Raw genomic sequence first — 16,510 nt, 5'->3', positions numbered from 1 at the left:
CGGTTCGGCGTAAAGGCCAAACCCTGTTTATTTTCGATTAATATCCTACCGGCAGTTTGAAGCCGGATACGGAGTTTTTCAGTTCTTGAGAAAGCGCGCTCAAGTTTTCGATGGAGTCGGATGTCTTGATGACGTTTTCTGTCGTCGTTACCGCCATTTGGTTGATTTGCGCCATATCGCTGGCGATGTTTTCCGCCATGGTGGAAACTTTACGGGTGGAATCCGATACTCTTTCGATGAGCGAGGCCAGCGAGGTGGAAACGTCTTCGATTTTGCTGAGTGCCGTGCCTGCTTCTTCCGCAATATTCGCGCCATCGACGACTTCTTTGGTGGAGCGTTCCATCGAGGCGACCGCCGCATTGGTATCGTTCTGAATGGTTTTCACCAACCCTTCAATCCGTTTGGTCGCATTGGAGGAGCGCTCGGCGAGACGTTGGACTTCGTCGGCGACGACTGCAAATCCGCGCCCCGCTTCACCGGCAGAGTTCGCCTGAATGGCGGCATTTAGCGCAAGGATGTTGGTCTGATCTGCGATACTTTTGATGATTTCGACGATATTGCCGATTTCTTGCGAGCTTTCGCCCAGGCGCTTAATCAGGGTGCGCGTTTCCTGAATGTTGCCGCGAATGTTGTTCATACCGTTGATGGTATTGCGCACTTGTTGCGCGCCTTCACGCGCAATGCTGACGGAATTGCGGGCAATTTCGGCGGAATCGTTGGTACTCATTGCCACGCGGTCCAGCGAGCGCACCATATCGCCGATAATTTTGGCAATAGAGTGGATTTTTTGCGCCTGCTCGGTAGAGGAGTTTTGCATTTGTTCGGCAATCAGGCGGGTGCTGTTAGACGCATTTGATACCTGCGTCGAGGTGCGGTTAATGGTACCGACCAGTTCGCGCATGGATTCAATCGCGTAGTTTACGGAATCGGCAATCGCTCCGGTAAAGTCTTCCGTCACTTGCGCTTCTACGGTCAAATCGCCATTGGAAAATTCGGCCAGTTCATCCATTAAGCGGAGAATGGCGTCCTGATCGCGCTTGGCACGGAATTCGGCTTCGGTAGAGACGTGCTGGATTTTGGAGTATTGCTCGCCGACGAATTTATACCAGAGGAATCCGGCGCCACCGGCAATAATGACCGCCAGCGGCAATAACAGCGTCAATAACCCGCCGCCCGTAAATAATTGGAACAGGCAAAAGAGCGCCAACAATCCGGCGACCACGGTTGCCGCCATCGCCGGAAGGTAGAATTTGCTGCCGCTGCTTTTGGCAACATTGGTCCGATTTTTTGAACTTAACATAAATCACCCGTTTTTATTGTACGTTTTGAATGAATGAGGTATCTGTCACCAGACTTTTCAAATCAATGCGCAACCATTGAAGACCATCCATGGCTGCCTGACCGTCAAGCCAGCCGCGAGACGACTGGTAGGAAGATACTTCACAGGAGCGGAGTCCCTGAATGGAATCCACTTTCAGGATATAACCCTGCCCTTCGTTATGAAGGACGATAAAACCGCTACGGCTTTTTATGCTTTGCGGTGCCAGTGTGGGATCGACAAAGCGTTTGAAATCCACTACGGAAAACACTTCTCCGCGAATGCCCGCCAGCCCCAATAACCAACCGGGGGTGAAGGGCAACGGGGTGATGTCCTGAATATTGGTGGAGACTTCCTGTACCGCTTTCATGTCGAGCAGGTAGTATTTGTTGCCCGCTGTAAAAGCCAGATAGCTTTCGCCGATACCTTGATAGGTATCCACCACCTTTTTGCGCGCTTCTGCTTTTTCGATATAGTCGCAAAGCACGGCAAAGGGCGTAAGTTCCGTGGTTTTGGTATTCTCGCTATTCATATCAGGGCTTTGATTTGTGCCAATAACGCCTCTTTTTCCGGCGGTTTGACGAAATATTCGCGCGCACCATTGCGCAGTCCCCATGCCCGGTCGCTTTCCTGATCCTTGGTCGTCAGCATGAGTATGGGGATATCGCGGGTATCGGGGTTACGCATCAATTTGCGCGTCGCCTGAAAACCGCTCATACCTGGCATGACTACATCCATCAGTATCAGGTCAGGACGCTTTTCTTCGGCAGTCTTGATGCCCTTGTCGGCGGTATCCGCCCACAATACGCTGTATCCTTCGCTTTCCAGCATGACGCGCACGACTTCCGCTTCGGTCGGGGAGTCATCCACTATCAAAATTGTAGCCATTATCAAGGGTTCCTTTTACTGTACGTGCGTGCGGATGGCATTGAGCAATTCGTCACGCGAAAAGGGTTTGGTCATGAAGTATTCAGACCCGGCAATACGACCGCGCGCCTTGTCGAAGATGCTGTCTTTACTGGAAAGCATCAGCACCGGCGTTTTGGCAAAGGCGGCGTTGCTCTTGATGACGGAGCAGACCTGATAGCCATCAAGCCGCGGCATCATGATGTCGAGGAAGATGAGGTCGGGTTTGAACGACATGACTTTGGACAAAGCGCTGAAGCCGTCTTCAGCGGTGGCCACGGTGTAGCCTTCTTTTGTGAGGATGGCCTCGGCGGTTTTCCGGATCGTGCCGCTATCGTCCACTACGAGCACTTTCACGGATTTTTTATCAGACACGCGAACTCCTTAATTTTCGCTAATACACAGGACATAGAATAGCGGATTGCCGCCAAAAATGCGACGCCAACCGCTACCCTGCCCCACCGTTACCGGCCAGCCAGTCTTCCGCAATGATCGCGGCGGCCATGGCATCAACTTCTTTTTCGCCCGGCAGGCGCGCCCGCGCTTCGTGCGAGCTCAGATATTCGTCGATGTAATGAACCGGTAATCCGAACGCTTCCTGGCATTTCGCGCCAATCCGGCGGATGGGCGCGGCCAACGGATGTTCCTTGCCGTCACGCAGTTTGGGCAGACCGATGACGATATGCGACACCGACCATTCCCGCACCCAGGCGGCGAAATGTGCAGCTTCCAGTTGCTGCGCCGGATGGCGCAAAACTGCAAGCGGTTTGGCCGTTTGTGTCAGCGACTGGCCGACGGCAACGCCGGTTTTCCGCTGCCCGACATCCAGTGCCAGAATCCATATCGTTGCCACCCAAAATACTCCGTAACGCGTCGCGCATCATAATGCACATTAAATTTGGTAAAGGCAAGGTTAATGTTTGCCCGCGCCGCAAATCGCCGTAGAATTGCCGCCTTGCGGTCTTGAATATTTACCTTGAGATTCAATAAGGAGAACATTTTGACTGATACAAAAGTCCTGATTATCGGCTCTGGCCCCGCCGGTTACACCGCCGCCGTTTACGCGGCCCGCGCGGGTCTGTCGCCCGTCCTCGTCGCCGGTCTTGAGCAAGGCGGCCAATTGATGACCACCACCGAAGTCGATAACTGGCCCGGCGCGGCGGAAGGCATCCAGGGCCCGACGCTGATGCAAAACATGCTCGCCCACGCCGAGCGCTTCCAGACCCGCATCGTGCGCGACATGGTCACCCAAGTGGATTTCAGCACCTGGCCGTTCACAGTTGCAACCCGCGAAGAAACCTTCGCCGCCGAAGCAGTCATCATCGCGACCGGGGCAAGCGCCAAATACCTCGGCCTGCCTTCAGAGGAAGCCTACAAAGGGCGCGGCGTCTCGGCCTGCGCCACCTGCGACGGCTTCTTTTACCGCAACAAACCGGTCGCCGTAATTGGTGGCGGCAATACGGCCGTGGAAGAAGCGCTCTACCTCGCCAATCTCGCCCGGACCGTCACCCTCGTCCACCGCCGCGACAGCTTCCGCGCCGAAAAAATCCTCATTGACCAACTGCACGAACAAGTCGCCGCAGGCAAAATCATCCTCAAACTGAACGCCGAATTAGAAGAAGTCACCGGCGACAAAATGGGCGTTACTGGCGCGACCATCCGCTACAAAGACGGACACCACGAAGCACTCACCGTGGACGGCGTCTTCATCGCCATCGGCCACAGCCCAAACACCGCCCTCTTTGCAGGCCAGCTCGAACTGGACAACGGCTACATCAAAACCCGCGGCGGGCGCGACGGCAACGCAACCCAGACCTCCGTGCCGGGCGTCTTTGCCGCAGGCGACGTCACCGACCAAATCTACCGCCAAGCCATCACCTCCGCCGCGAGCGGCTGCATGGCAGCACTGGACGCCGAGCGCTACCTGGCGCAAAAAGCGCTTGGTCAGTGATACAATAAGCCATAGATAACTTGTATCGAAGCCAAATTTGTGAGGTAAAACATGGCAACCCAACCTATCATCGTTCCCGATTTGGGCGACTTCGCCAACGTTGACGTCATCGAAGTCCTGGTCAAGGCGGGCGACAGCGTCAAAAAAGAAGACTCGCTCATCACCCTCGAAACCGACAAAGCCTCGATGGACGTCCCCGCACCGGCAGACGGCGTTATCGCCACCCTGACCGTCAAAGTCGGCGACAAAGTCTCCGCCGGAGACACCATCGGCACCCTCGACAGCGCCGGTGGTGCCAGCGCCGCAGCGACGGCAACCGCCGCCCCCGCAGCCGCAAAACCCGCTCCGGCGGCAGCTGCCCAACCGGCACCGGCCGCACAACCTGCCGCTGCCGCCGCCCCCATCCCCGGCGGCCCTGCCCCGGAAGGCGCGGTGGACATGCTCGTCATCGGCGCAGGCCCGGCCGGTTACTCCGCCGCCTTCCGCGCCGCCGACCTCGGCCTGAAAGTCACCCTGATCGAGCGCTACCAAACCCTCGGCGGTGTCTGCCTGAACGTCGGCTGCATCCCGTCCAAAGCCCTGCTGCACGTCTGCGAAGTCATCGAAGAAGCGCACAGCATCGCCAACTCCGGCATCCAGTTTGACGCGCCGAAAATCAGCGTGGACAACCTGCGCCAGCACAAAGAAAGCGTCGTCAAAAAACTCACCGGCGGCCTTGCCGGCATGGCCAAAGGGCGCAAAGTGAACGTCGTCCGCGGCGTTGCCAAATTCGCCAGCACCCACAGCGTCACCGTCACCGACGACAGCGGCGCAACCCAAACCATCCCCTTCAAACAATGCATCATCGCCGCCGGCTCACGCAGCATCAAACTGCCGTTCATGCCGGAAGACGAGCGCATCATGGACTCCACCGGCGCGCTCGCCCTGAAAGACGTCCCCGAACGCCTGCTCATCATCGGCGGTGGCATCATCGGCCTCGAAATGGCGACCGTGTACGCCACCCTCGGCGCCAAAGTCGATATCGTTGAAATGGCGGACACCCTGATGGCTGGCGCGGACAAAGACCTCGTCAAAGTCTGGGAAAAACGCAACAACCACCGCTTCAACAACATCATGACCGGCACCAAAACCGTGGCAGCGAGCGCCGAAAAAGACGGCATCTACATCACCTTTGAAGGCAGCCAGGCACCGACCGAACCGCAGCGCTATGACCGCGTCCTCGTCGCCGTCGGCCGCGCACCGAACGGCCACCAGCTGAACCTCGAAGCGGCCAACGTCTATGTAAACGAACGCGGCTTCATCAAAGTGGACAAACAAATGCGCACCACCCAGCCCAACATCTACGCCGTCGGCGACATCGTCGGCCAGCCGATGCTGGCACACAAAGGCGTACACGAAGCGCACGTCGCCGCGCAAGTTGCCGCAGGCGATGCCAACAGCTTCTTCGACGCGCGCGTCATCCCGAGCGTCGCCTACACCTCGCCGGAAGTTGCCTGGGCAGGCGTCACTGAGCTACAAGCCGCCGCGCAAAACCTCAGTATCGAAAAAGCCGTCTTCCCGTGGGCCGCTTCCGGCCGCGCGCTGGCAAACGGCTGCGACTACGGCTTCACCAAGCTGATTATCGACAAAAACACCCACCGCGTCGTTGGCGGCGCGCTGGTCGGGCCGAACGCGGGTGACATGATCTCCGAAATCGCGCTCGCCATCGAAATGGACGCGACCGTCCAGGACATCGCGCTCACCATCCACCCGCACCCGACCCTGGGCGAATCCATCGGCATGGCGGCGGAAGTCGCAGAAGGCAGTTGCACCGACCTGCCGCCGCAGAAAAAATTGTTCTAACCGCAGTCCAGCAAAAAGCCCCCGCAAGGGGGCTTTTTTATGCGGGCGATAAAGCCGTATTCACACCGGTTCGTTGTATTCCAGCGTCCACGGGCTGTTTTCTTGCCATAGCGCCTGTTCTTGTTGCAGGTCGGCGTGGGTGAGCGGATGAGCGGCGAGGTAGCCGTCCGGGAAGCGCAGGCGGTAGGTGTCGCCGAAGCGGCGGATGTCCGGGTAGTCAATGGCGGCAATGGGCGTGCGTGCGCGGCAGATGAGTACGGCGAGGCGCAGCGCAAGTGCGTTTTGCCAGACCCAGGCGCGGTGCGCCTCCGGCAGGGCGTTGATATCTTTGTCCGGCAGTTTGCGTTTTTGTGCTTTGACGAGGACGGCGAGGATGTCTTGCATCAGGCGCGAGTAGCCGGGCATGTCGGCGTGTTCGAGGATGTAGGCGCCGTGTTTTTGCATGTCGTTACGCGCGACTGCCCAGCCAGTTTCGTGCAGCCAGGCGGCGTAACGCAGGATGGGAGTGAAGCGCGACGGCGCGGTTTCGGGCAGTTGGCGGTTCAGGTGGTCGGCAAGTGCGGCGACGCGGTCGGCCTGCGCCACGTCCACGGCAAAGCGGTTCTGCATGGCGCGCGCGGTGCGTTCGCGTTCGTCGCTGTCGTTGTCATCACGCCCCATCAGTTCGAGCAGTACACCTTCGCGCAGTGCTTCTTGGCTGACGATAGCGCGGTCGAGGTCGAGGTGTTGGTAGAGCGCGGCGAGGATGCTGACGCCGCCCGTGAAGCCGTAGGCGCGCGCTTCGTCCACGCCCAGTTTTTTCGGCAGTTTGTCGGCGTGGCCGATGTCGGCGAGTTTGTCGAGCAGGGCGTCGAGGTCGGCGCGGTCGATGGTGTCTTTTTTGAGGACGCGGGCGATGGCTTTGGCGGTGCCGGAGCTCAGGACGACGCGCGCCCACGCGGGTTGGCTGCGGTAGGTCGTGATGTGCGGTTCGATGATGGTGCCGGCGTAGTCGCACGCTTTTTTGATGGCGGCTTTGTTGATTTTACCTTTGGGGAAGCAGCGCGCGGCGATGTTGGCGCAGCCGATGGTGAGCGAGCGCAGGATTTGCGGTTCGCTGCCTTCGCCGAGGATGATTTCGGTGGAGCCGCCGCCGATGTCGATGACGATGCTGCGGTCGGTGAAGTGGTTGTGTTTGCTGATGCCGAGGTAGATGAGCGCCGCTTCTTCGCTGCCGCTGATGATTTCTATCGGTTTGCCCAGCGCGGCTTCGCCGGCGGCGAGAAAGGCGTCGCGGTTTTCGGCGACGCGCAGGGTGTTGGTGGCGACCGCGCGGAAGTGGTCTTCGGGGATGTCGGCGACGAGTTGTCCCATTTGGGTCAGCGCTTCGATGCCGCGCGCGATGGCTTCGCCGCTGAGCCGGTTGTTGTCGTCCAGGCCTTCGCCGAGGCGCACCATGTGTTTGTTTTTATCGACGGTTTGGATGCTGCCATCAAGCATTTGCGCGATGACGAGGTGGAAGCTGTTGGAGCCGAGATCGAGTGCTGCGTAGCGGTCTTTCATGGGGTTTCCAGGGTGGTGACGGCGATGATGCCGACGTAGTGTGTCCAGTGGAAGGTGCCGGCGATGCCGGGGATGTACCAGCCGGAGAGGGTGCCGTCGAGGTAGAGCGCGTCATGGCAGCCGAGGTGTTGCAAGGCTTCGGCGAAGCGGTGGAAGCTCGGCCATTCGCTGCCGAGGTCGTAGTCTTCGGTGAGGATGAAATAGAGGCGGTTGTCGGCGGTGGTGCAGACGGCGTTGCGTTTGTGCGGGCTGGAGAGGTTTTTGACGAAGCGGGGGTTGGGCTTGCCGTCCAGCAGGAGCAGCGGCCCGGATTGTACTGCCCAGTCGGGGTGGTGGTTGCCGATGTGGTAGGCGGCGCTGGTCTGGATGCGCGCTTTGCCGCGCTCGATGTAGAAGACGCCGTTCGGCTGGATGTGGAAGTTGCCTTTGCCGTTTTTGCGGTTGAGCGGGACGAGGGTTTGTCCGCGCTCGATCCACAGGCCTGCCGGGGTGTCGTTTTCGCTGTAGATGCCGGCGTTCATGAGGAAGGCGACGCGCGCGCCGCTTTGTTCGAGGCTGCGCTTGAGGGTGGCGAGGTTGGCGTAAGCGCTGCCGTCGGCGGTTTTCCAGTGCAGCGACACTTGCGCCGGGTCGGCCTGGTAGATGCCGTAGCGGACGTTTTTGTAGGTGGTGCTGGCGTAGCTGCCGCCGCTTGCCAACGGTTTGAATTCCGGCGTGGCGGTGCTGGCGGGAGCGGCGAGGAGGAGCGCGGCGAAGGCGAGGAGGGTTTTGCGGATTTTGTTTACATACGCTTGAGCGCTCGAGGTGTATGTATATGGGGTTATTACGTGGGTGCTGTCGCTGCGCGGTTTTTCTGCTGCCCCCACCCCAGCCCTCCCCCACGGGGGAGGGGGCAGTACGGCGGTTTTCATTCCGCTGCCTTGCGGTAATGCAGGCGGTTGTCTTCGGCGGCGGTGATGATGATGTCCGTGCCGGCGGGCAGGTTGTCGCCGGTGATGGTCCACAGGCTGTCGCCGATTTTCAGTTTGCCGTAGCCGTTTTCGATGGGGGTGTCGAGGGTGAACTGGCGCCCGATGTATTGTGCGCCGCGGTTGTTGAGTAGCGCCGCGGTGTCGTTTTTGTTCGCCTGCCAGCGCCGCGCCACTTGGCGCCAGAGGAGGATGGCGACCAGCGATAGTACGGCGAAGATGGCGCTTTGCCAGCGCCAGTCCAGCGTTGGTGCGGCGAGGGTGATGACGACTAATGCGGCCGCTGCCAGTCCCCAGAAGAGGAAGAAGAAGGAGACGGTCAGCACTTCCGCGAGCAGGAAGATGCCGGTCAGGATGAGCCAGTTCCAGAAGGGCGGGTCAAAGGGCATGGGGTTCTCCTTTAGTCAAACGGGGGTTGCCATTGCGGGTCGCGCGCGGCGGTGAAGCAGAGCGCGATTTGCGCGGCGTTGTTTTTTTCGCTGGCAAGCGGCGGCAGGGCGTCGGCGCGGAACCAGCCGCTGGCGAGGGTTTCGTTGTTCGGCTGGAAGGCGCCGCCCAGCACGCGGCATTGGATGAAGATTTTGCAGATGTGCCAGGCGGAGGTGCTGCCGTTGTGTTGGTGCCAGTCGTGCAGGGCAAGGATGCGTTCGGCGACGACGTCCAGTCCGGCTTCTTCTTTGACTTCTTTGGTGATGTTTTCCCGCACGGAGCAGTTCACATCGACCCAGCCGCCCGGTAGTGCCCAACGGCAGTCGCGTTCTTGTACGAGGAGGATTTTGTCGTCTTCGATAATCGCGGCGCGGGTATCGAGTTTGGGCGTCTGGTAGCCGCTTTCGTTGCAGAAGAGGTCGGCAACGCGCGCGGCGGGAAGGCTGCTGTGCTGGCTGATGATGTCGGCGGCAATGGCGCGGATGCGCTGGTAGCGTTCGCGGTCAAAATCGTCTTTGCCGTAGGTCAGCCCCGCCTGCGCGAGGCTTTGCAGTTCGACTGCCCAGTCCAGCCAGCGGATGTTGTCGCTCATTTTTTTGCCGATGCGGTTTTCGGGGCGCAGAGGTCACGAGAGGGCGACTGGGGATAGTTGGCGTCCAGGTCGTGCGCTTTTTGGTACCAGTATTTGGCTTTTTCGCAATCGGCGGGAAAGCCTTCCAGCCCGGTTTCGTAGCCTTCGCCGGTGAGGTAGGCGGTGTACGCGATTTTTTCTGCCGCTTTTTCTTGCCAGGCGATGTGTTTGCCGTTGTCTTTTTCCAGCACGTCTTTGACGCCGTGATGGTACAGCGCGGCGAGCATGGCTTGCGCTTCCGGCACACCTGCTTCCGCCGCACGGGTGAGGAGTTCAACGCCGCGTTTGCGCTCGCTCGTGACGGGGGTTTTGTTGAGTGCCGTGATGTTAAGGCCATGTTTGGCGTCCAGGAGCAGCAGCGCCAGGTGGTACTGCGCTTCCGGGATGTTTTGCGCGGCGACTTTTTCCAGCAGGGCGCGGACTTCGGCGTCGTCCGTGGGCAGGCCGCTGTCTTCCCCGTAGTATTTCACGAGGGCGAGGTTGTACTGCGCTTTGGCATCGCCGGCTTTTGCCAGCTCCGTCCAGATGCGCTCGGCTTCTTTGAAATCGCCCCGCTCGGCGGCGGCTTTTGCCTCCTCCAGCGGCGTGGCGGCGAAGCTGGCGCAGGCAGCGAGGGCAAGGGTTAGTGTGAGGAGACGCTTCATCCTTTTTTCTCGCCTTTGTTGAACATTTCCGCGATGCCGCCCAGCGCACCGATGATGCCGCTTGCTTCCATCGGCATGAAGACGGTTTTTTGTTGCTCGCTTTCGGCGAATTTGCCCAGCGCGCGCACGTATTCTTGCGCGACGAAGTAGTTGATGGCATTCGTGCCGCCCTCGCTGATGGCTTTGGAGACCATTTCGGTGGCGCGCGCTTCGGCTTGTGCCTGCCGTTCGCGCGCTTCCGCTTCGAGGAAGGCCGCTTCTTTGCGTCCTTCGGCTTCCAGCACTTGCGACTGTTTCAGGCCTTCGGCGCGCAGGATTTCCGCCTGCCGCTGCCCTTCGGCTTCGAGGATTTGTGCGCGCTTGATTTGTTCGGCTTTTTTCTGGCGCGCCATCGCGTCCACCAGGTCGGCAGGCGGGGTGATGTCCTTGATTTCCACACGGGTGACTTTCACGCCCCAGGGGTCGGTGGCGTCGTCAATGATGCCGAGCAGGCGGACGTTGATGGCGTCACGCTGCGATTGCAGGTCGTCCAGCGTCATCGAGCCGGCGACGGTACGCAGGTTGGTGGTGGCGAGGTTCAGGATGGCGAGTTCGAGGTCATCAACGGAATAGCTCGCCTTGGCGGCGTTAGTGATTTGGTAGAAGACGACGCCATCGACCGTTACCTGCGCGTTGTCCTTGGTGATGACTTCCTGGCGCGGTACGTCCAGCACCGTTTCCTTCATGTTCACCTTGCGGTCGGCACGCTCCCACAGCGGCACGACGAGGTGAAAACCGGGTTCCAGCGTGCGGTTGTAACGCCCCAGGCGCAGCACGGTGCGCTCCGTTCCCTGATCGACGATCTGGATGGCGCGCATGCCGAACCAGAAAGCCAGAACAATCAGAACGATGACGAAAATGGTGCCGCCGCTGAGGAGAAAGGCGAGAGATGGGGTCATGGGTATGCTCCGTGGTGGTTGAAACTGCCCTTGATTGTATTACGCGGCTTGCGCGAATGTCACGTACAGACGGCAAAAAACGCTAAAATGCGCGGGCTTTCACGTTGGAAGCGACAAACACGGAGAACCCCATGAAAAAAATGACCAGAATCGCCGCGCTCATCACCTTCGCCGGCCTGCTCTGCGCCTGCAATACCGTGCAAGGCTTTGGGCAGGATGTTGAAAAAGCCGGGCAGAAAGTGTCTAACGCTGCCGAACGCGCCAAGTAAGCGCTGCCGCGATTGTGCTTCAGCCGCCGTAGGGAAGCCACGGCGGCTGAAGCTTTTTTAGCGCACAAAAAAACACCGCCCGCAGGCGGTGTTTTTACAAAGATGCCCCATTACAGCAACATCTTCGCAAAAGCCAAGCCGAGCACCAGGCTGAACGCCATGCTCAGCAGCCCCGGAATCATGAAGCTGTGGTTGAGGATATAGCGGCCGATGCGGGTCGTGCCGGTGGTGTCGAAGTCGATAGAGGCGATAATCGGGCCATAGTTCGGGATGAAGAAGTAGCCGTTTACCGCGACGAACGTACCTACCATGATTTCCGGCGGGATGCCGAGGGAAACCCCGAGCGGGAACAGGGTGGCGACGGTTGCGCCTTGGCTGTTTACCAGTACGGAGAAGGCAAACAACGCAAAGGCAAACGTCCACGGCGCGGTTTCCACCAGACCGGAGACCAGCGTTTTCAGTTCGTCCAGGTGGGCGTTAAACAGCGTGTCGCCGAGCCAGGCAATACCAAAAATGGCGATAACTGCGCGCATTCCGGCATGGAAGACGGAACCACGGGTAATGGCAGTGCCATCCGGCTTGCAGAACATAATGATGAACGCAGCGGCGGTGAGCATGACGATTTCGATGACGTGCGGCATATTAAGCAGCTTCATATCGCCTTTGGCATCAGGGAAAGACGGACGCAGGTGCGCCATCAGTTCTGCTGGCAGATATTTCGCCAGTTTATCGAGTGAGCCGAGGATAACGACCAAAATGGCGGCACTGATGAAAATCTTGAGCGATGTTCTGGCGCTTTTTTCGTTGATGACAGTTTCTGTGCCGGAAGAGGATTCCTGCGCGGCATAGATTTCCTGATAAACAGGGTCTTTCAAGCGGCGCTGATATTCCGGATCGTCTTTGAGTTCTTTACCCATCTTGTTGACGAAGACACAGGCGATGGCGATGCCGAGCGTAGTGGAAGGAATCGTCACCATCAGGATTTGCGGGATGCTGATGTGGTACGGCGTGAGATAGCTCGCCGCAGACGTGACCGCTGCCGCAATCGGGCTGGCAACGATGGAGAACTGCGAGGCGATGACTGCCATGGAAAGCGGGCGTTCCGGGCGTATGCCGCTGCGGCGGGAGACTTCTGCGATGACGGGCAGCACGGAATAGGCAACGTGACCGGTACCAGCGAAGATGGTGAAGATATACGTCACGGCAGGCGCCATGAAGGTGATGTACTTCGGGTTCTTGCGCAGGATGCGGGTGGCGACGCGGATCATCAGGTCGAGACCGCCGGAGGCCTCCATCGCTGCCGCCGCAGAAACGACCGCCATGATCATCAGCATGACGTCGATCGGCGGGCTGGTCGGCTGCAAGCCAAAACCAAAGGTCAGAATGGCGAGACCCAAACCGCCGAAAACACCGAGACCGATGCCACCGACGCGGGCGCCCAACAAAATACACAGCAGCACGATGGCGAACTGTATGAGAAATTGCGCAGACATGAAGAACTCCAAATTTTTAGGATAATCAATTAATTCAGAAGACGCGGGCGGGTGCATTGCCTTATCCGGACAGCCGCCGCACGGCAGGCGGGGTTTCCGCGTCAGTCTGTGACAATCACTAAGGGATTTCCGCTTGATTTGCCAAGGAAAAGCGACAAAGCGGCTAATTCGTTAATAATCATCCACGCGCATTGTAGTACAGATTGCACAGCGGTAACACCAGAAAATCCACATTTTTTACCGCTGCACGTGATGATGGTTTTAGCGCTGTATTTTCATCGTGTTATGAGATGTGGCGCGAAATATTTTGCGATTTCTGCGCGCAACGATTGTGGTTTTCTGTGTTCATTGGAGCGTTTTGCACGGCTCTCGCGTCAAAATTCGGATACATCTCCACAGAAAACCACAGGAATAATGGGCCATTTCCCCAAATGAACACGCGGGCTGCTTGTTATTTAAATTTCCCTCCTCTGCGAAGCGGGGGAGGGTTGGGGAGAGGGTGAGTGATATTGTTTATGAACTGAAATTCTGGTTTTTCATATTTGCTGCCCTCACCCCAGCCCTCTCCCACAGGGAGAGGGAGCATATCGGCGGTTTACCTCGCTTTGGCCACTACACAGGACACTAAAAAAGTAGCTTCTCCGCGATTTCGAACAGGCTCTAAGCTGAACGCGCGTTATGCCTTCAGCAGCGGTTTTAGAAACTGCCCGGTGTAGCTCGCCGGGTTTTCGGCGACTTGTTCCGGTGTGCCGCTGGCGATGATTTCGCCGCCGCCGCTGCCACCTTCCGGCCCCAAATCGACGATCCAGTCGGCGGTTTTGATGACGTCCAGGTTGTGTTCGATGACGACGATGGTGTTGCCGCCGTCGCGCAGGCGGTGCAGGACGTCCAGCAATTGGCGCACGTCGTGGAAGTGCAGGCCGGTGGTCGGCTCGTCCAATATGTAGAGGGTGCGGCCGGTGTCGCGTTTGGAGAGTTCGCGCGCGAGTTTCACCCGCTGCGCTTCGCCACCGGAGAGGGTTACGGCGTTTTGTCCGAGGCGGATGTAGGAGAGGCCGACGTCGAGCAGGGTTTGCAGTTTGCGTTGTAGTGCCGGGATGGCGTCGAAGAATTGGTGCGCTTCTTCGATGTCCATTTCGAGGACTTCGTGGATGGTTTTGCCTTTGTAGGTGATGCCGAGGGTTTCGCGGTTGTAGCGTTTGCCGTGGCAGATGTCGCAGGCGACGAAGATGTCCGGCAGGAAGTGCATTTCGACTTTGATGACGCCGTCGCCCTGGCAGGCTTCGCACCGTCCGCCTTTGACGTTAAAGGAGAACCGCCCCGGCGTGTAGCCGCGCGCGCGTGCTTCTTGGGTGCCGGCGAAGAGTTCACGGATGGCGGTGAAGATGCCGGTGTAGGTGGCGGGGTTGGAGCGCGGTGTGCGGCCGATGGGCGATTGGTCGATGTTGATGACTTTGTCGAAGTGATCCAGTCCTTCGATGCGTTCGTAGGCGGCGGGGTCGTCGCCGGCGCGGTTGATGTGTTTGGCGGCGGCTTTGGCCAGGGTTTCGTTAATCAGCGTGGATTTGCCGCTGCCGGAGACGCCTGTGATGCAGGTGAAGAGGCCGACGGGGATGTTCAGGGTGAGGTTTTTCAGGTTGTGGCTGCTGGCGCCGATGAGGTTGATTTGTCGCTTGAGGTCGCGCGGCGTGCGTTTTGCGGGGACGGCGATGGTTTCGCGGCCGGAGAGGTATTTGCCGGTGAGGGATTCGGGGTGCGCTTCGATTTCGGCGGGCGTGCCTTGCGCGATGATGCGCCCGCCGTGGATGCCCGCGCCGGGGCCGATATCAACGACGTAGTCGGCGGCGCGGATGGCGTCTTCGTCGTGCTCAACGACGATGATGGTGTTGCCGAGGTCGCGCAGGCGCAAGAGGCTGTCCAGGAGGCGAGCGTTGTCGCGCTGGTGCAGGCCGATGGAGGGTTCGTCGAGGACGTACATCACGCCGACCAGTCCCGCGCCGATTTGTGAGGCCAAGCGGATGCGCTGCGCTTCGCCGCCGGAGAGGGTTTCGGCGCTGCGCGCGAGGGTCAGGTAATTAAGCCCGACGTTCACCAGAAAGCCGAGGCGCTCGCGGATTTCTTTGAGGATTTTCGCCGCGATTTCGCCGCGCGCGCCGGGCAGGTCGAGGCGGTTCGCCCAGGCGGCGGCGTCGGCGACTGACCAGCGGTTGATGTCCGGCAGGGTGGTGTCTTCGATGTAGACGTGGCGCGCGGCGCGGTTCAGGCGTGTGCCGTGGCAGGAGGGGCATTCGCGGCTGTTCAGAAATTGGCTGATTTCGTCGCGTACCCGCGCCTTGTCGGTCTCCAGGTAGCGGCGGTTCATGGTGTTGATTATGCCTTCGTAGGTCGCGTCCCGATAGCGCACCGCGCCGCCTGCGCCGATGGTTGGCAGCGGGATTTTCTGCGTGCCGCTGCCGTAGAGGATGACCTGCTGGATGTGTTCGGGCAGGTCTTCAAAGGGGGTGGTTTCGAGGTCGAAGTCGTAGTGCGCGGCGAGTGCCTGCATTTGCGGGTAGAAGTAGGGCGTGCGCCTGTCCCAGCCGCGCACTGCGCCGGCGGCGATGGAGAGGTAGGGGTGCATGACGACGCGGCGCGGGTCGATGAAGGTATTGACGCCGAGGCCGTCGCATTCGGGGCAGGCGCCGTGCGGGTTGTTAAAGGAAAAGAGGCGCGGCTCCAGCTCGCTCAGGGCGTAGCCGCAGACCGGGCAGGCGTATTTGGCGGAGAAGGTGTGGGTGGCATCACCATCCATCGCCACCAGTTGCACGATGCCGTCGGCAAGTGCCAGCGCGGTTTCCAGCGATTCGGCGAGGCGCTGCGCGATGCCCTCGCGGATGGCGAAGCGATCGACGACGATGCCGATGTCGTGTTTGCGGCGGCCGTCAATGGCGGGCAGGGCGTCCAGCTCGTAAATGTCGCCGTCGATGCGCGCGCGGACGAAGCCCTGCTGTTGCATGTCTTGCAAGAGTTTCGTGTGCTCGCCCTTGCGCCCCTGCACCAGCGGCGCGACCAGCATCCATTTGCTGCCTTCCGCAAACGCCAGGATGTTATCCACCATCTGGCTGACGGTCTGCGCGTTCAGCTCGATGCCGTGGTCGGGGCAGCGCGGAATGCCAACGCGCGCGAACAGGAGGCGCAGATAGTCGTGGATTTCGGTAATGGTGCCGACGGTGGAGCGCGGGTTGTGCGAGGTGGATTTCTGCTCGATAGAAATCGCCGGCGAAAGGCCTTCGATGTGGTCCACGTCCGGCTTGTCCATGATGGAAAGGAACTGGCGCGCGTAGGCGGAGAGCGATTCGACGTAGCGCCGCTGTCCCTCGGCGTAGATGGTATCGAAGGCGAGCGAGGATTTGCCGCTGCCGGAGAGGCCGGTGATGACGATCATGCGGTCGCGCGGCAGGTCGAGGTCGATGTTTTTCAGGTTGTGGGTGCGCGCGCCGCGAATGGCGATGGTTTCCATGGGAATTCCGGGTGAAAAAGCGCTTATGATATCGCCATCCCATTTATATGCCATACAGACAGGCCTTGACCGCGTAAAAA

General features: G+C 59.5%; 16 protein-coding genes. 3 read left to right on the top strand and 13 right to left on the bottom strand.

The genetic code is table 11. The features are described from left to right. Positions 1-37 precede the first annotated feature (37 nt). From EL199_RS04855 to ruvX, 5 genes are all read right to left on the bottom strand, one after another. Positions 38-1,300, bottom strand: coding sequence for a methyl-accepting chemotaxis protein (locus tag EL199_RS04855; RefSeq protein ID WP_040354430.1), 1,263 nt, complete (start codon positions 1,298-1,300; stop codon positions 38-40). Between the two features lie 13 nt (positions 1,301-1,313). Beyond that, entirely contained in the window at positions 1,314-1,850 is a 537-nt protein-coding gene (locus EL199_RS04850) for a chemotaxis protein CheW (RefSeq protein ID WP_004139292.1), read from the bottom strand. Next, positions 1,847-2,206 (bottom strand): response regulator transcription factor, encoded by a 360-nt coding sequence (locus EL199_RS04845; protein ID WP_004139290.1) that lies wholly within the window; start codon positions 2,204-2,206, stop codon positions 1,847-1,849. Before EL199_RS04845 ends, EL199_RS04850 begins: the two co-directional genes overlap by 4 nt. Before the next feature lie 15 nt (positions 2,207-2,221). Next, the gene (locus EL199_RS04840; RefSeq protein ID WP_004139288.1) at positions 2,222-2,599 is read right to left on the bottom strand and encodes a response regulator; all 378 of its coding nucleotides are present in this window, start codon (positions 2,597-2,599) and stop codon (positions 2,222-2,224) included. Between the two features lie 73 nt (positions 2,600-2,672). Continuing rightward, complete coding sequence (ruvX, locus tag EL199_RS04835) at positions 2,673-3,077, bottom strand: Holliday junction resolvase RuvX (protein WP_004139286.1); 405 nt, start codon at positions 3,075-3,077, stop codon at positions 2,673-2,675. 147 nt (positions 3,078-3,224) lie between these two features. Between ruvX and trxB the strand changes: the two genes are divergently transcribed. Together trxB and lpdA are read left to right on the top strand one after the other, a co-directional pair. Beyond that, positions 3,225-4,175, top strand: coding sequence for a thioredoxin-disulfide reductase (trxB, locus tag EL199_RS04830; protein WP_040354427.1), 951 nt, complete (start codon positions 3,225-3,227; stop codon positions 4,173-4,175). Between the two features lie 51 nt (positions 4,176-4,226). Further along, on the top strand, positions 4,227-6,017 hold the full coding sequence (lpdA, locus tag EL199_RS04825) for a dihydrolipoyl dehydrogenase (protein WP_126316011.1): 1,791 nt from the start codon (positions 4,227-4,229) through the stop codon (positions 6,015-6,017). A 60-nt stretch (positions 6,018-6,077) separates the two neighbouring features. Here lpdA and EL199_RS04820 read toward each other — a convergent pair whose 3' ends face one another. Genes EL199_RS04820 through EL199_RS04795 form a run of 6 tightly spaced genes read right to left on the bottom strand, consistent with a single transcriptional unit; the run spans position 6,078 to position 11,169 of the window. After that, on the bottom strand, positions 6,078-7,559 hold the full coding sequence (locus EL199_RS04820; protein WP_004139278.1) for a Ppx/GppA phosphatase family protein: 1,482 nt from the start codon (positions 7,557-7,559) through the stop codon (positions 6,078-6,080). Continuing rightward, positions 7,556-8,470: a phosphodiester glycosidase family protein gene (locus tag EL199_RS04815; protein ID WP_004139275.1), complete on the bottom strand. Its 915-nt coding sequence runs from the start codon at positions 8,468-8,470 to the stop codon at positions 7,556-7,558. Before EL199_RS04815 ends, EL199_RS04820 begins: the two co-directional genes overlap by 4 nt. Then, positions 8,467-8,916, bottom strand: coding sequence for an NfeD family protein (locus EL199_RS04810; RefSeq protein WP_004139274.1), 450 nt, complete (start codon positions 8,914-8,916; stop codon positions 8,467-8,469). The genes EL199_RS04815 and EL199_RS04810 overlap by 4 nt, the downstream gene beginning before the upstream one ends. Positions 8,917-8,927: 11 nt before the next feature. After that, positions 8,928-9,548, bottom strand: coding sequence for an NUDIX hydrolase N-terminal domain-containing protein (locus EL199_RS04805; protein WP_004139272.1), 621 nt, complete (start codon positions 9,546-9,548; stop codon positions 8,928-8,930). After that, positions 9,545-10,231 (bottom strand): tetratricopeptide repeat protein, encoded by a 687-nt coding sequence (locus EL199_RS04800; RefSeq protein ID WP_004139270.1) that lies wholly within the window; start codon positions 10,229-10,231, stop codon positions 9,545-9,547. Before EL199_RS04800 ends, EL199_RS04805 begins: the two co-directional genes overlap by 4 nt. After that, positions 10,228-11,169 carry an SPFH domain-containing protein gene (locus EL199_RS04795; RefSeq protein ID WP_004139268.1) on the bottom strand — a complete coding sequence of 314 codons (942 nt, stop codon included), beginning with the start codon at positions 11,167-11,169 and terminating at the stop codon, positions 10,228-10,230. Before EL199_RS04795 ends, EL199_RS04800 begins: the two co-directional genes overlap by 4 nt. A 131-nt stretch (positions 11,170-11,300) precedes the next feature. Between EL199_RS04795 and EL199_RS04790 the strand changes: the two genes are divergently transcribed. Next, complete coding sequence (locus EL199_RS04790) at positions 11,301-11,438, top strand: entericidin A/B family lipoprotein (protein WP_004139266.1); 138 nt, start codon at positions 11,301-11,303, stop codon at positions 11,436-11,438. 110 nt (positions 11,439-11,548) lie between these two features. Here EL199_RS04790 and EL199_RS04785 read toward each other — a convergent pair whose 3' ends face one another. Beyond that, positions 11,549-12,931 (bottom strand): anaerobic C4-dicarboxylate transporter family protein, encoded by a 1,383-nt coding sequence (locus EL199_RS04785; protein WP_040354424.1) that lies wholly within the window; start codon positions 12,929-12,931, stop codon positions 11,549-11,551. Positions 12,932-13,607: 676 nt separating this feature from the next. Then, a complete protein-coding gene (gene uvrA / locus EL199_RS04780; protein ID WP_040354421.1) occupies positions 13,608-16,430 on the bottom strand; it encodes an excinuclease ABC subunit UvrA in 2,823 nt (940 codons plus the stop codon). Between the last annotated feature and the right edge of the window lie 80 nt (positions 16,431-16,510).

The sequence above is a fragment of the Cardiobacterium hominis genome (assembly GCF_900637305.1).
GTDB lineage: Bacteria > Pseudomonadota > Gammaproteobacteria > Cardiobacteriales > Cardiobacteriaceae > Cardiobacterium > Cardiobacterium hominis.
The sequence above is the reverse complement of the archived record's forward strand: the minus strand, read 5'-3'. Positions and strand labels throughout refer to the sequence as shown.

Bases quoted from the DNA above. Each gene is read 5' to 3' on its own strand.
- EL199_RS04820 (WP_004139278.1), bottom strand. From the start codon at position 7,559: ATGAAAGACCGCTACGCAGCACTCGATCTCGGCTCCAACAGCTTCCAC.
- EL199_RS04815 (WP_004139275.1), bottom strand. From the start codon at position 8,470: ATGAAAACCGCCGTACTGCCCCCTCCCCCGTGGGGGAGGGCTGGGGTG.
- EL199_RS04800 (WP_004139270.1), bottom strand. From the start codon at position 10,231: ATGAAGCGTCTCCTCACACTAACCCTTGCCCTCGCTGCCTGCGCCAGC.
- EL199_RS04850 (WP_004139292.1), bottom strand. From the start codon at position 1,850: ATGAATAGCGAGAATACCAAAACCACGGAACTTACGCCCTTTGCCGTG.
- EL199_RS04855 (WP_040354430.1), bottom strand. From the start codon at position 1,300: ATGTTAAGTTCAAAAAATCGGACCAATGTTGCCAAAAGCAGCGGCAGC.
- EL199_RS04810 (WP_004139274.1), bottom strand. From the start codon at position 8,916: ATGCCCTTTGACCCGCCCTTCTGGAACTGGCTCATCCTGACCGGCATC.
- lpdA (WP_126316011.1), top strand. From the start codon at position 4,227: ATGGCAACCCAACCTATCATCGTTCCCGATTTGGGCGACTTCGCCAAC.
- EL199_RS04790 (WP_004139266.1), top strand. From the start codon at position 11,301: ATGAAAAAAATGACCAGAATCGCCGCGCTCATCACCTTCGCCGGCCTG.
- EL199_RS04805 (WP_004139272.1), bottom strand. From the start codon at position 9,548: ATGAGCGACAACATCCGCTGGCTGGACTGGGCAGTCGAACTGCAAAGC.
- uvrA (WP_040354421.1), bottom strand. From the start codon at position 16,430: ATGGAAACCATCGCCATTCGCGGCGCGCGCACCCACAACCTGAAAAAC.
- EL199_RS04785 (WP_040354424.1), bottom strand. From the start codon at position 12,931: ATGTCTGCGCAATTTCTCATACAGTTCGCCATCGTGCTGCTGTGTATT.
- EL199_RS04845 (WP_004139290.1), bottom strand. From the start codon at position 2,206: ATGGCTACAATTTTGATAGTGGATGACTCCCCGACCGAAGCGGAAGTC.
- EL199_RS04795 (WP_004139268.1), bottom strand. From the start codon at position 11,169: ATGACCCCATCTCTCGCCTTTCTCCTCAGCGGCGGCACCATTTTCGTC.